General features: G+C 53.9%; 12 protein-coding genes and 4 tRNA genes. All 16 read right to left on the minus strand.

The window, feature by feature from the left end; genetic code table 11:
* Positions 1-343: 343 nt before the first annotated feature.
* A tRNA-Pro gene (locus tag QNN86_RS22505) sits at positions 344-420 on the minus strand.
* A gap of 41 nt (positions 421-461) precedes the next feature.
* A tRNA-Leu gene (locus tag QNN86_RS22510) sits at positions 462-547 on the minus strand.
* A 20-nt stretch (positions 548-567) separates the two neighbouring features.
* Positions 568-643, minus strand: a tRNA-His gene (locus tag QNN86_RS22515).
* 56 nt (positions 644-699) lie between these two features.
* Positions 700-776: transfer RNA gene (locus QNN86_RS22520), tRNA-Arg, on the minus strand.
* Positions 777-878: 102 nt separating this feature from the next.
* Entirely contained in the window at positions 879-2,264 is a 1,386-nt protein-coding gene (gene thrP / locus QNN86_RS22525; protein ID WP_279277455.1) for a bifunctional threonine/serine APC transporter ThrP, read from the minus strand.
* 280 nt (positions 2,265-2,544) lie between these two features.
* The gene (gene wecG, locus QNN86_RS22530) at positions 2,545-3,285 is read right to left on the minus strand and encodes a lipopolysaccharide N-acetylmannosaminouronosyltransferase (RefSeq protein ID WP_096758936.1); all 741 of its coding nucleotides are present in this window, start codon (positions 3,283-3,285) and stop codon (positions 2,545-2,547) included.
* 2 nt (positions 3,286-3,287) lie between these two features.
* Entirely contained in the window at positions 3,288-4,640 is a 1,353-nt protein-coding gene (wzyE, locus tag QNN86_RS22535; protein WP_279277456.1) for an ECA oligosaccharide polymerase, read from the minus strand.
* Positions 4,637-5,716 (minus strand): TDP-N-acetylfucosamine:lipid II N-acetylfucosaminyltransferase, encoded by a 1,080-nt coding sequence (locus tag QNN86_RS22540; RefSeq protein WP_414212357.1) that lies wholly within the window; start codon positions 5,714-5,716, stop codon positions 4,637-4,639. The genes wzyE and QNN86_RS22540 overlap by 4 nt, the downstream gene beginning before the upstream one ends.
* Positions 5,713-6,963, minus strand: a complete 1,251-nt coding sequence (gene wzxE, locus QNN86_RS22545) for a lipid III flippase WzxE (RefSeq protein WP_181618197.1) — start codon at positions 6,961-6,963, stop codon at positions 5,713-5,715. Before wzxE ends, QNN86_RS22540 begins: the two co-directional genes overlap by 4 nt.
* A gap of 1 nt (position 6,964) precedes the next feature.
* Positions 6,965-8,095 (minus strand): dTDP-4-amino-4,6-dideoxygalactose transaminase, encoded by a 1,131-nt coding sequence (gene rffA / locus QNN86_RS22550; protein WP_181618198.1) that lies wholly within the window; start codon positions 8,093-8,095, stop codon positions 6,965-6,967.
* Between the two features lie 4 nt (positions 8,096-8,099).
* On the minus strand, positions 8,100-8,777 hold the full coding sequence (gene rffC, locus QNN86_RS22555; protein ID WP_279277458.1) for a dTDP-4-amino-4,6-dideoxy-D-galactose acyltransferase: 678 nt from the start codon (positions 8,775-8,777) through the stop codon (positions 8,100-8,102).
* Positions 8,755-9,636 (minus strand): glucose-1-phosphate thymidylyltransferase RfbA, encoded by an 882-nt coding sequence (rfbA, locus tag QNN86_RS22560; protein WP_181618200.1) that lies wholly within the window; start codon positions 9,634-9,636, stop codon positions 8,755-8,757. The genes rffC and rfbA overlap by 23 nt, the downstream gene beginning before the upstream one ends.
* Before the next feature lie 18 nt (positions 9,637-9,654).
* A complete protein-coding gene (gene rffG / locus QNN86_RS22565; protein ID WP_414212358.1) occupies positions 9,655-10,722 on the minus strand; it encodes a dTDP-glucose 4,6-dehydratase in 1,068 nt (355 codons plus the stop codon).
* A complete protein-coding gene (gene wecC, locus QNN86_RS22570) occupies positions 10,722-11,984 on the minus strand; it encodes a UDP-N-acetyl-D-mannosamine dehydrogenase (RefSeq protein ID WP_414212359.1) in 1,263 nt (420 codons plus the stop codon). Before wecC ends, rffG begins: the two co-directional genes overlap by 1 nt.
* Complete coding sequence (gene wecB / locus QNN86_RS22575) at positions 11,981-13,111, minus strand: non-hydrolyzing UDP-N-acetylglucosamine 2-epimerase (RefSeq protein ID WP_181618203.1); 1,131 nt, start codon at positions 13,109-13,111, stop codon at positions 11,981-11,983. The genes wecC and wecB overlap by 4 nt, the downstream gene beginning before the upstream one ends.
* Positions 13,112-13,166: 55 nt before the next feature.
* The gene (gene wzzE, locus QNN86_RS22580) at positions 13,167-14,213 is read right to left on the minus strand and encodes an ECA polysaccharide chain length modulation protein (RefSeq protein ID WP_279277459.1); all 1,047 of its coding nucleotides are present in this window, start codon (positions 14,211-14,213) and stop codon (positions 13,167-13,169) included.
* Positions 14,214-14,215 lie beyond the last annotated feature (2 nt).

Consider the following 14,215-nt stretch of genomic DNA (forward strand, 5'->3'; position numbering starts at 1 on the left):
TGTATGACAACATAATGGGTGCTTCACTCAACGTTATGTCCATGGTGTTTGATGAGGCTAACGCGACATCTGTCAGTGGACGATAAGCACCGGAAACGGCTCTGCGTCATTCCTGAGTTTATGAGGCCAGATGGCGAACATAAGAGATGGAATGAGCATCTACACGCATATTATTGCACAAGGCATGCCATGATTGCACTGCAAAAACTAGTTATTCGGACTTTTTAAGACATCAGGTAATTCGGGACATGGCAGCGATATCACACAGGTCTTTCTTTGTGTAAGTGCCTGAAAGAAGAGAAAATCAGAAAACAAAAAACCCCGCCGAAGCGGGGTTCAAAATTGGTCGGCGAGAGAGGATTCGAACCTCCGACCCACTGGTCCCAAACCAGTTGCGCTACCAAGCTGCGCTACTCGCCGTTTTACTGCTTTTTGAATTTTTAGTTCAATTCTTTAAGTCGTGGTGCGAGGGGGGGGACTCGAACCCCCACATCCTAAGGACACTAACACCTGAAGCTAGCGCGTCTACCAATTCCGCCACCTTCGCATTTCACAACTTTAAATTAATGGGGTGGCTAATGGGATTCGAACCCACGACAACTGGAATCACAATCCAGGGCTCTACCAACTGAGCTATAGCCACCACTGCAAATCTTTTACGCGGTATTAAAACCACCGCAGCTCTGGCACCCTACTAAATGGTGCGCCCGACAGGATTCGAACCTGAGACCTCTGCCTCCGGAGGGCAGCGCTCTATCCAGCTGAGCTACGGGCGCTTAGCGCCGTTGCGGGGCTGGATATTACGGAGGTCTCGGTCTGCTGTCTAGTGCTTTTTTAAAATAAATTATCGTTTGGTCACGGAATGTGCGTTTTGTCGCTTATTCCTCCAGTTTTTGACTTTCCCCATGCCGATTCAGACCAAAAACCTTATAAATGAGCGTCACGGCCAGTAAGAAGCCCATGCCCACAAACAGCGACATTCGGGTATCTTCATTAAAATACATGCCGATTAATACGCAAATCAGGAACGCCATCGTCAAATAATTCGCCCACGGGAACAGAATGGAGCGGAAAGGATGGCTGGCAATCGCCTCTTTGTGTGCCTGACGAAAACGCAGCTGGCTAATCAGGATAACAAACCACGGTACCATCCCCGGCAACACACTGGCGCTATAGACATACACAAAGACACGCTGCGGATTCGGAATAACGTAATTCAGACATGAGCCAATCAGCAGGATGGCGATAGAAATCGCCACGCCAGCCACCGGCACACCATGACGAGAGACTTTTCCAACAACGGCAGGTAGTTGACGGTTCTTCGCCAGCGCGTACAGCATACGACCACAGCTATACATCCCGCTGTTGCAGCCAGACAGCGCGGCGGTCAGGACCACGAAGTTGATAATCCCGGCCGCAGCAGTAATCCCTATCTTGGCAAACGTGAGAACGAACGGGCTACCGTTGCTGCCAATCTCATTCCACGGGAAGATAGTGACGATCACAAATATCGCGCCGACGTAGAAAATCAGGATACGCCACAGCACTTTCCCTACCGCGCTACGCAATGTGACCTGCGGATTTTTGGCTTCACCCGCCGTGATACCGATCAGCTCCACCCCCTGGTAGGAGGCCACCACGATACATAACGCGGTCAGGAAGCCTTTCCAGCCACCGGCAAAAAAGCCGCCGTGCTCGGTCAGGTTGCCAAAGCCAATCGCCTGACCGCCATTACCAAAGCCAAAGAAGATAACGCCGATCCCGATGACGATCATCACAATGATGGTGGTCACTTTGATCATCGCAAACCAGAACTCAATTTCGCCGTACAGCCGAACCGCCGCCAGGTTTGCCAGCGCCACTAACCCGACTGCAATCAGCGCGGGTATCCACTGTGCCATATCCGGGAACCAGAACTGCACGTAGACGCCAATGGCGGTAATCTCCGAGATCCCCACCGCCATCCACATAAACCAGTACGACCAGGCAGTGAGATAACCAAAGAAGGGGCTCATGTAACGGTGGGCATACACCGCGAATGAACCAGCAACCGGCTCCAGAAACAGCATCTCACCCATGGAACGCATAATGAAAAAGACGAACAGCCCGGCGACAATATACGCCAACAGAACTGATGGCCCCGCCCATTTGAGGGTGCTGGCGGCGCCCATAAACAATCCAACGCCAATAGTGCCCCCAAGGGCAATTAATTCGATATGACGAGCCTCCAGCCCACGCTGTAGCTCAGGTTTACTTTCTGCCATAAATCCTCTTGTTGTGTTTGTATGCTTTCCGGTATGACCGGTTATCGTTATGGGTACATCGTTTTTTTTGCCATAACAGGCCATACGGCGCCGACCGCTTGACGGTTGGCACCCAAAACACCACGGCACTATCATGATTGTTGCGAATGGTTTCCTAAAATCACTTAAATGGCAATTAAAGCATTCAAAAAATGAATAGATTGTTTGAGAAAGCAGCGATTATGTTGTGAATAAGTAGCGCACTCAGCAGAATGCGCTACATACCAAAGAAGGGAGGAGATCAGAGATTGCCGGTATAGTGCCAGCGCAGATAACGTAATAAGCGAAGTTGACGCGTGATACGGCTCGGCTGCGACAGCAAGCGGTACAGCCACTCCAGCCCGAGGTTTTGCCAGACTTTAGGCGCACGCTTTACATGGCCGGTAAAGACGTCGTAGGTGCCACCCACGCCCATATACAGCGCATCGGGATGAACCTGGCGGCAATCACGCATAAAGATTTCTTGTTTCGGTGACCCCATCGCTACGGTAACAATCTGCGCACCGCTGGCGTGAATCCGCTCGAACAGCGCCTGACGCTGCTGCGGCGTAAAATAGCCGTCCTGGCTGCCCACAATGTTCACGTTCCATTGTGTACGCAGTTTTGCTTCCGTCTGCGCCAGCACCTCCGGCTTGCCGCCAATCAGGAAGACCGGCGTTCCTTCCCGACCTGCTCGTGCCATTAAGGCCTCCCACAGATCGGCACCGGCCACACGTGAAACCTGGGCCTGTGGAAATTTTTTTCGCACGGAACGCACGACGCTGATCCCATCGGCGTATTTAAACTCAGCGGCATCGATCAGCGCGCGTACCTCAGGGTTATCTTCCGCTGTCAGCAACTTCTCAGCATTGATCGCCACCAGCGTCCCCTGCCTGAGATGCCCTTCTGCAAACAGGTAATTTAGCGCATGCTGCATATCGCGCCAGCCAATCAGTTGTAATCCGCGCAGTGAATACAACGGCGCAGTGGTGTTATCAGTCATTACTATCCTTCAACCTGTGTCCGGGGCAGCGATTTTATGCGTTTATGAATCAGTCCGGCACTGTCAAACAGCCAGAACAACAGTTTTGCCACCAGCAAACAGACACCAAAAATCACGAGGAAAAAGACCACTCGCGAGACAAACGAATCCAGTCCTTCACGTGCTAACACGATCATATTGAAAATGGCACCGAAACAGAAACTGTGCAAAATCGCCGACTTGTAGCGGTTTGTTTCCCGGTTACCTAACTCGTACAGCCAGTCGAACCATTTGATGATAAGCCCAACCACAACCGCGCCTAACGGGATAAACAACGCCCCGCCCATCACCACCAGCGAGCCAATCAATGTCGGCGAGATAGCCAGCCCCGAGTGGTTGTTCAACACTTCCCAGGTAAAGTAGTTCGCCGAATTGAGTACGATGCTCGGTCGCCCTGGCCACAGCCAACTGGGGATAAACACATAGAAGTCACGCACGATCGGCGCCAGACCCTGGAACTCAATATTGTGGTAATTCTGCAGCAACAGTGCCAGGTTTTCCCACGGCGAGAAGGTGTCGCGCGTCAGATACAGGAAAGTATAGAACGCTTCGTCTCCGCTGACGTTCATGCCGTAGCGCTTCAGCGCCAGCCAGAACATCCCCACAATGCCCAGCACGCCAGCGGCCGCCAGCATCCACAGCGAAATCCAGCCGCGAATAATGCCGATAAACAGGAAGATGGCAAAGGCGATGATGATATTGGCTCGCGTGCCGCCGACAATCATATAGGTCAGCAGGCCAAACGCGACGGTGCTTACCAGAAAAAACAGCCACGCTTTGCTGTCCTGACGCAGGAAGTACACCACCAGCATCGCTGGGATGAAGAAGTAGAAGAAGCGCTTCAACGCCACACCGGAAACTTCACTGGAGAAGATCTGGCTGTAGGACTGCAGTCTGAACAGCAGGAAGCCGTTGTGCATAAAGAATATGCCCACGCTCACTAGCGCAATCGCCATCAATATTATCCACGTCAGATGAGCCTCAACGCGGTTGATAGTAAACAGTGGCTTACGCGGTCTTTCCGCCGTTCGCCTGCGTAAACGGGTTTTATAGGTCACGTAATAGACAGCATAGAAACAGGCGGCTGACAGCAGCGCCTGCAGCAGAATTTCCGGCGGGGCCACCGCCACGTCGAAGCGGAATACCAGCACGCTGGTTAGCGGGAAGCCAAAGAAAAACGTCAATAAAAACAGCAATGAGAAGAACACATTGAAGTTAAAGCGTACCCGTCGGAACTCAAACCAGGTCAACGTGGCGATAAACAGAGTGGAGAGCAGCCACACCACCAGCAGACCGCTGAATTGCATCAGGCTCATACCGTTTCTCCGGAAGCAATTTTCAGCGCGTTATGCCACGGCTGTAGGTAATTCGGGCTAAAGAAGGTAATGGCGCTCTTATCGACCGAGGCCAGCTGACGCTGCGCTTCGCGCACAATACCTTCATTGAGTTCATCGGTGGTAAACAATACCGGCAAGTTTTGCTCTGCCATATCCTGCCAGAAGGGGTTTTCGCGGTTAAGCACACACGGAATACCGGCCTGGATCAACAGACACAAAGTGCCAATCCCCTGCTGACGGGCAAAAATAAAGTAACCTAAATCGCACTGACGCAGTAACGCCAGATAAGCCTCAAATTCCAGTTTTTCGCTGAGAATGTGCAGATTTTCCGCACGAAATAATGCCAGCCCAGCCTGACGAACCTCATCGATATACGCCGCATTATTGGCAGGGTAACCCATGGGCACAATCACGTTCACCGTATCGCCAAACTGCTGATGCACAGCGCGCAGCGCGGCAATATGTTCATTGCTGCGGTCACCGGAGTTTCCCACCAGAATGGTCATTTTCCCGCTGCGTTCACGCCCGTCGCTCATCGTATTGAGCGATGGATCCATGCGCGTCGGGAAATACAGCAGCTCGCCGCGTACGCGCGGATGCAGCCCGGCGAAATAGCGCAAATCACCCCGCGTGGCAAACACGCAGCCCACGCGATTTTGCGCCAGCCGACGAAGCGGATAAAACAGGCGGAATTTCAGTCCATTGGCGACTTCATACAGATCGGCGCCCCAGATGTGCCAGTAAAACTGCTCGGGGTTAATTCCCCCACTCAGCAGTGCCAGCCATAAGCTGGTATTGAACTGACCGTGAAAGAAGAAACGCTGTTGACGATCCGCTTTCGCTTTCTTAATAACCGCCTCTGCCAGCGCCTTTTTCCCGCTATAGAAACTCAGCGATAACGCCGGGCAGCTTTCGCTGAATCCCGCATCCTGACCGGCAACCATAAACACGCGCGCGTGCTCGCTCGTCGCAGCCAGCGAGTCGTTGAAAAACCGCAATACGGTTTGGTTATGGTGAGGGATATCCGATCCCAGAACGTGAATCAGTACTGTCATGCCCGCCTACGCCAGAGTAAAAATACGCCGCAACAGAGAGAAAAATAGACCACATAGGTTGCCATATACGCCTGCGCTGCTCCCAGAGCGCCATGCGCAGGGATCAGCCAGTGGGCAAATGCCGTCAATAACGTGAACTGGCTAATTTCAGCCAAAATATAAAACCGCAGCGACGCTTTCGCGATCACCAGATAACCAAAAACGTAAGCCCCAACTTTCAGGACATCGCCCACCAGCTGCCAGGCGAACAGATCGCGCATCGCGGTAAATTTAGCCGAAAACAGCAGCCAGATGGCAAAGTCACGTAGCAGCCAGACGGTGAAACTCGCGGCAGCAACCGCCGGTAGCACAAACTTCAGCGACTTTACGACCTCGCGCGAAATGTCATGCTTTTCAGTTAAGCGCGACAGCGTCGGCAGCAAGTAAACGCTGAATGAGGCGGTGATAAATTGCAGATACGCATCGGAAATACTGCTCACCCCCTGCCAGATCCCCACGTCATCCCAGCTGTAATGGGCTGCCAGCAGGTTTCGCATCATTACGTACGCCACCGGCAGCGTCACGGAGGTGATCAACGCCATCAGCGTGAACTTGCTTAACTGCCCGGCCAGGCCGTTATCCCAGCAGGGTTTCAGGTAATGCAGCGGGATAGTCCCACGCTTAATCAACATCACGGCTGCAGGGATCACCACCAGCGCAGGTACCAGCGCCAGGCCCAGCAAAGCACCTTCGTAACCCCCGAGTCGATAGCAGCCATAATAGGCCACCACGCCCACCAGGCTACCAACAATCAGCGACAGTGCATTACCGGCGGCATCGCGGAAGCCTTTCATCAGCGCCAGCAGCAGGTTCGCCCAGGCTATGCCCATCTGAACCAGCGCAACCAGCCGCACTAACCCTTGATAATGCGTATGACCAAACAGCCCCTGGCTTATCGGCGCTGCCGCCAGTAGAAAAAGGGCGGCCATCAGCGTGGAGAATCCCAGCACCATCGCCGAAGAGGTACCCACCACGCGGCGTAACTGCGTCGGATCGTCATGATGCTGGGCAACGTACTTCGTGACGCCGTTGAAAATTCCGGCCCCCGCCAGCACGCCGAGCACGGTAACCATCTGGCGGAAGTTACCCGCCTGCCCAACACCCGCCGGGCCAAATGAAACCGCCAGCAGCTTCACCACCAGCAAGCCCGCACCAATTTTTACCAGCGTACTGGCCGCCGTCCACAGGGACGCTTTAGCAAGCGACATATCAGGCGAAGTAGTTCAGTAAGGTCGTAATCACTGTGCGCTGGTTGACCGGCGACAGATTGTAGAACAACGGCAAACGCAGCAGACGTTCGCTCTCCTGAGTGGTGTAACGATCAACTCCGGCGAACTCGCCAAACTTATCGCCAGCCGGGCAATCATGCAGCGGGATATAATGGAACACCGCCATAATTTCGGCTTCTTTCAGGAAGTTGATCAACGCGCTGCGATCGTCGATGTCGCGTAGCTTGATGTAAAACATATGCGCATTCTGCACACAACCCTGCGGTATGGAAGGCAGCTCAATACGCCCGGCGCGCGCCAGCGGTTCAAGCGCGTCATAATAATTCTGCCACAGCGCCAGACGCTGCTGGTTGATACGATCCGCCGCTTCCAGCTGCGCCCATAGATAGGCGGCCTGCAGATCGGACATCAAATAGCTGGAACCAATATCTCGCCAGGTGTATTTATCCACTTGGCCACGGAAGAACTGGCTACGGTTGGTCCCTTTTTCGCGGATGATCTCGGCACGTTCGATTAATTTTTTATCATTAATCAGCGTGGCCCCACCTTCGCCACCCGCGGTGTAGTTTTTGGTTTCGTGGAAGCTAAAGCAGCCGATATGGCCAATCGTTCCCAGCGCGCGGCCTTTGTAGGTCGACATCACGCCCTGAGCGGCATCTTCCACCACGAACAGGTTGTACTTAGCCGCCAGTGCCATAATGGTGTCCATTTCGCAGGCAACGCCCGCGTAATGCACCGGTACAATAGCGCGAGTTTTGTCGGTGATCGCCGCTTCAATCAGCGTTTCGTCAATGTTCATGGTATCCGGACGGATATCGACAAAGACGACTTTGGCCCCACGCAGCACGAAGGCGTTGGCGGTGGAGACAAACGTGTAGCTCGGCATGATCACTTCATCGCCAGCCTGGATATCCAGCAGCAGCGCCGCCATCTCAAGCGAGGCGGTACAGGACGGCGTCAGTAGCACTTTCGCGCTGCCAAAATGTTGCTCCAGCCACTGCTGACAGCGACGGGTAAAGCCACCGTCGCCGCACAGTTTTCCGCTGCTCATCGCAGACTGCATGTATTCAAGCTCGGTGCCCACCACCGGCGGTGCGTTAAATGGGATCATGTTGTCACCTGTATAACCAGTACGCGGTGCTTTCTACATTGGCACCGCTCTGTATGTAACGTTTAAGCGCGGCGGTGTTGCCCATCTGGGTCGCCACGCGTAATGTTGTTTTACCGTGAGCCTGCGCCCAGCAAAGCGCAGCCTGCATCAGTTCTGCGCCCGCACCGCGACCGGCCAGTAGGCCAATACGCGCGTCGGTCTCATTCAGTTCACGCAGTGAGACATAGCCACGAATATCGCCAGTCTGTGTGCGAAAAACGAGACACTGATGGTCGAACGTGCCCAATACGGCATTTTCAATCCACTGCGCGTAGAAACGCGCGCTGGCATCGGGCGCATACCACGGCGCACGAAAACGGCTTTGCGCGAACGCCTGCCCCGCCAGCTGACGTAACGCCGGGATATCTGCAGTTTGTGCGACCTGAGCGCCGGGATTGTCATAAACGCCCGTGACCGACAGCGCTAAATCCACTTCCCCTTCGACCAGCGAGAAACCCAACTGCTGCAATGCATCTAACTCCTGGGCGTTCGCCGCAGGAATTTTTGCCTGTACCCGCTCCCAGGGCTGCAACGAATCCGCAGTCAGAACCGGTGCATGCGGGTCAACACGCACAATGGCGCTCTTCACGCCAAAGAACGTATTCTCCCAATTCAGCGGCTCAATACTGGCGCGGACGAGCACGGAGTAGCTCCAGCAGATATTGACCATAACCGGTTTTAGCCAGAGAACTGGCGGCACGCTTCACGCCTTCATCATCCAGCCAGCCGTTGCGCCAGGCGATCTCTTCCAGGCAGGCAATTTTAAAGCCCTGACGTTTCTCAACTGTTTGTACGAACATACTCGCTTCAATCAGGCTGTCATGCGTACCGGTATCCAGCCAGGCAAAGCCACGGCCGAGCAGTTCCACCGTCAGGTTACCCGCGTCAAGATACATCTGGTTGATGGAGGTAATCTCCAGCTCTCCACGCTCGGAAGGCTTCACGCGTTTTGCGTACTCCACCACCTTACTGTCGTAGAAATAGAGTCCCGTCACCGCCCAGTTAGATTTCGGTTCTTTCGGCTTCTCTTCCAGCGAGACGGCGCGGAAATTGTCGTCAAATTCCACCACGCCGAAACGCTCAGGATCCATAACCTGATAGCCAAATACCGTCGCCCCTTCCGTTCGGGCAGCGACGTGGCGCAGTTTTGGACTGAATCCCTGCCCAAAGAAGATGTTGTCACCTAAAACCAGACAGGAAGGCTCACCGTTAAGGAACGTTTCCCCAATGATAAACGCCTGCGCCAGTCCGTCCGGGCTGGGCTGCTCGGCATAGTGCAACTCAATACCAAACTCAGAGCCATCGCCCAGCAAACGCTGGAAATAGCCTTTATCTTCCGGCGTGGTGATAATCAGGATTTCACGGATCCCCGCTAACATCAGTACCGATAGCGGGTAGTAAATCATCGGCTTGTCGTAAATCGGCAATAACTGCTTCGATACGCCACGCGTGATGGGGTGCAGGCGAGTACCCGACCCACCCGCCAAAATGATACCTTTCATGCGTACCTCCTCCGGAATTTAACCCTTCAGACCTAAACGTTCGCCCTGGTAGCTGCCGTCCTGCACGGGCTTCCACCACGCCTCATTCACCAGATACCATTGCACGGTTTTGCGCATGCCGCTCTCAAACGTTTCCTGCGGCATCCAGCCAAGTTCACGTGCAATCTTCGACGCATCAATGGCGTAACGTTGATCGTGACCAGGACGATCGTCAACAAAGGTGATCAGTGAGCGGTACTGCGCAAGGCCCTGTGGCTTGTTGAGGGCCAGTTCTTCCAGCAGACAGCAAATCGTCTCGACTACGTCCAGATTCTTACGCTCGTTGTGCCCGCCGATGTTATAGGTTTCCCCCACGGCCCCGGTGGTCGCTACGCAATACAACGCGCGGGCATGATCCTCCACGTACAGCCAGTCGCGGACCTGCTGCCCGTTGCCGTATACCGGCAGCGGTTTGCCCGCCAACGCGTTAAGAATCGTCAGTGGGATCAGTTTTTCCGGGAAGTGGTACGGGCCGTAGTTGTTGGAGCAGTTGGTAATCAACGTAGGCAGACCGTACGTACGTAGCCAGGCACGGACCAGGTGATCGCTACTGGCTTTCGATGCGGAATAAGGACTGCTTGGTGCATACGGCGTGGTTTCAGTGAAAAAATCATCCGTAGAATGGAGATCGCCATACACTTCATCGGTCGAAATATGATGGAAACGAAACGCCGATTTTTTCTCATCGGTTAATACGTTCCAGTAAGCGCGCGCCGCTTCCAGCAGGGTGTAGGTACCCACGATATTGGTTTCGATAAATGCAGCCGGACCATCAATGGAACGATCAACGTGGCTTTCCGCCGCCAGATGCATGACGCAGTCTGGCTGATACTGTTGAAAGACACCGTCAAGCGCAGCCCGATCGCAGATATCAACTTTCTCAAAGGCAAAACGGTCATTCTGTGCGACCGGCATTAGCGACATCAGGTTGCCGGCATAGGTCAGTTTATCGACCACCACCACAGCATCCTGCGTCTCGTTAATGATATGCCGTACAACCGCGGAGCCGATAAATCCGGCGCCACCGGTGACCAGAATTCGTTTCATTATCGCCAGACTCCTTTGGTATCAACCACGTACTGCTGGTGTACCGCATCGCCTTTAATCGCTTTAAATTCATTATGGTCGACCAGCATCACCAGCACATCAGCGCTTGCCAATGCGTCGTCCAGTGTCGCCAACGTACACAGGCCATCCAGTTTTTTTGGCAGTTGATGAACATTCGGTTCCACCACCAGCGTTTCACCGCCGTGCCACTGGGCGATACTCAGCGCGATACCCATCGCCGGGCTTTCACGTAAATCGTCAATATTCGGTTTAAATGCCAGGCCAAAACAGGCAATTTTCACCTCGCTGGCGCGTTTGTTCGTCTTCGCCAGACAATCCGCTACGGCTGCTTTTACCCGATCAACAACCCAGTGAGGTTTGCCATCATTGACTTCACGGGCGGTGCGGATCAATTTCGCCTGCTGCGGGTTCTGCGCCACAATAAACCATGGGTCGACTGCAATACAGTGACCGCCAACGCCGGGGCCTGGTTGCAGGATATTGACACGCGGGTGTCGGTTCGCCAGGCGAATCAGTTCCCAGACGTTAATCTCCTGTTCGGCGCAAATCAGCGACAGTTCATTGGCAAAGGCGATATTTACGTCGCGGAAGCTATTTTCAGTCAGTTTACACATTTCCGCCGTGCGGGCGTTAGTCACCACACATTCACCTTCAAGGAAGATGTTATACAGCTCGCTGGCACGCGCGGAACAGACGGGCGTCATCCCGCCAATCACACGATCGTTTTTAATCAGCTCGACCATCACCTGGCCCGGCAGTACGCGCTCTGGACAATAGGCAATATTGACGTCCGCCTGTTCCCCCGCCTGTTGCGGGAACGTCAGGTCGGGCCGCATTTCGGCAAGCCATGTGGCCATCTGCTCGGTCGCCCCGACGGGTGACGTTGACTCGAGGATCACCAGCGCGCCTTTTTTAAGCACCGGCGACACTGACTTCGCCGCCGCTTCGACGTACACCATATCGGGCTCATGCTCCCCTTTGAACGGGGTAGGCACAGCGATTAAATACGCATCCGCTTCCGTGGGTTTGGTGGTCGCCCGAAGATACCCCTCTTCTACAGCGGTTTTCACCACCGCACCGAGGTCGGGTTCAACGATATGGATCTCACCACGGTTAATGGTGTCCACCGCATGCTGATTAACATCTACGCCAATCACGTGTTTATGACGGGAAGCAAAAGCAGCTGCGGTTGGCAGCCCGATATAACCCAGCCCAATGACAGAAATGGTCGTAAAACTCATAGCGATATCCGATTGTTTTTTAACGCGTCTAAAATGCGACCACACGCTTGCCCATCGCCATACGGATTATGGGCCCGGCTCATGGTCTGATATTCATCTTCGTCATGCAGCAAACGCGTGACTTCTTCCACAATACGCTGCGGATCTGTCCCCACCAGCCGCACAGTTCCTGCAGTAATGGCCTCCGGGCGCTCCGTCGTTTCGCGCATCACCAGCACTGGCTTGCCCAGAGATGGGGCTTCTTCCTGAATACCGCCAGAATCGGTCAGGATCAGCCAGGCATGGTTCATCAGCCAGACAAACGGCAGGTACTCCTGCGGCTCGATCAAAATCACATTGTCAACGTGACCCAGGATGCGATTAACCGGTTCGCTGACGTTAGGGTTCAGGTGCACCGGGTAGACAATCTGCACATCCTGATTCGCCGCTGCAATTTCTGCCAGCGCATGGCAGATTTGCTCAAAACCGCGACCAAAGCTTTCCCGACGATGACCGGTCACCAGGATCATCTTTTTATCCGCGCTCAGGAAAGGATAATGCTCGGCCAGTTCGGCCCGCAGTTCATCGCTCGCCAGTACGCGATCGCGAACCCAGATCAACGCATCAATCACCGTATTGCCAGTGACAAAAATGTGGTTATCGGCAATGTTTTCGCGTAACAGGTTCTGCCGCGAGTTTTCAGTAGGTGCAAAATGATACATCGCCAGACGCCCGGTCAGCGTGCGGTTTGCCTCTTCCGGCCACGGAGAATAGAGATCACCGGTTCGCAACCCAGCCTCAACGTGTCCGACAGGAATACGCTGATAAAACGCGGCCAGACTGGTGGCAATGGTTGTCGTCGTATCACCGTGTACCAGTACGACATCCGGTTTAAACTCAGCCAGAATCGGTTTTAACCCTTCAAGGATTCGGCAGGTAATTTCGGTGAGTCCCTGACCTGGCTGCATAATATTGAGATCGTAGTCAGGCACAATGGAAAAGAGGTTCAACACCTGATCAAGCATCTCCCGATGCTGCGCTGTGACGCAAACTTTTGCATCAAAATCAGGATCTTTTGCCAGCGCATGAACCAGAGGTGCCATCTTGATGGCCTCCGGTCGCGTGCCAAATACAGTCAGTACTTTCACATCGATTCTCTTCGGATTGGCAGCGAGGGCCCAGCCCCTCACTGCAACGGTATTGCTAAATCGGGCGGCGACGGGTTAACGCGACACCGGCACCGATCATGGCTCCGACAATGCCCCACATAATCATCAGGAAGGCACGGCGCGGGCTATCACGTTTTACCGGTTCTTCCGGCGTCCGCAAATAACGATAGGTCTGAAAACGTGGGTCCAGAGTAGGACCGACGTTCAGCGTATTGAGCATGGCTCTGTTTTGGAAATAATCCAGATCGAACTCTGGACCAACGGCCTGCAAGTTTTCGAGTCGCGCCTGCAGCATAGGACGTCCGAGCAAAAACAGCTCAGAGTCCGGTAATTCATCCGCAGGCACATCGGTTGAAGTGCGAGAAATATTATGTTGCTCGGCTATTTTGAGCGCTTGTTCAATGTTGTGAGCGCGACGAGAAAAGAGTGATTTCGCCACCTCTTCCTGGCGTTTAACCTGCGCTTTCATCTGTACCGTGCGCGCAGCCCACGCGCCTTTTAACTCATCGTTCAGATGGCGTGCCGCACGCTGGCTGGCAAATGCCACATACTGGCGCAGCAGGTTGTTAGCATCTGGCGCCGTTTCCGCAATCAGCTTCACACTGTCATTGGTGTTGCGCTGTGCATCACCAGGCATAAACTGAATGTTATTAATCAGCTCATCCAACAATGCTGCATCGGCTTTACTGTTACCGACCATCCGTTGCTTAAAGTAATCGGTCTGCTGCCAAAACTCACGGCGCGTATCCCACGAGGCAACCTGCATGACAAATTCTTTATACGCTTCGTCCATCACCGACGGCTGATCCGCAGGTGCCAGGCTAGCCTTAATATCCAGGTTACGTAAAAACTGCTGCTGAGAGTAATATCCCCCCAACATATTCACCGTAGGCCGGTCGGAAATGGCGGTCGCACTCCACTCCTGACGCGCAAAAAACGTATAGGCGAGAGCAGCAAGCGCAAAGACGAGGGCCATACCGACAATCCACACCTTCCCAGCCCATAGGGTCCGAAACAACCCACGGATGTCCAGTTCATTCTCAGTGTTCACGGCATGATCTCCCGGTAATGGCTGTGTCATCG

It is taken from the genome of Citrobacter sp. C348 (genome assembly GCF_047467975.1).
GTDB lineage: Bacteria > Pseudomonadota > Gammaproteobacteria > Enterobacterales > Enterobacteriaceae > Citrobacter > Citrobacter gillenii.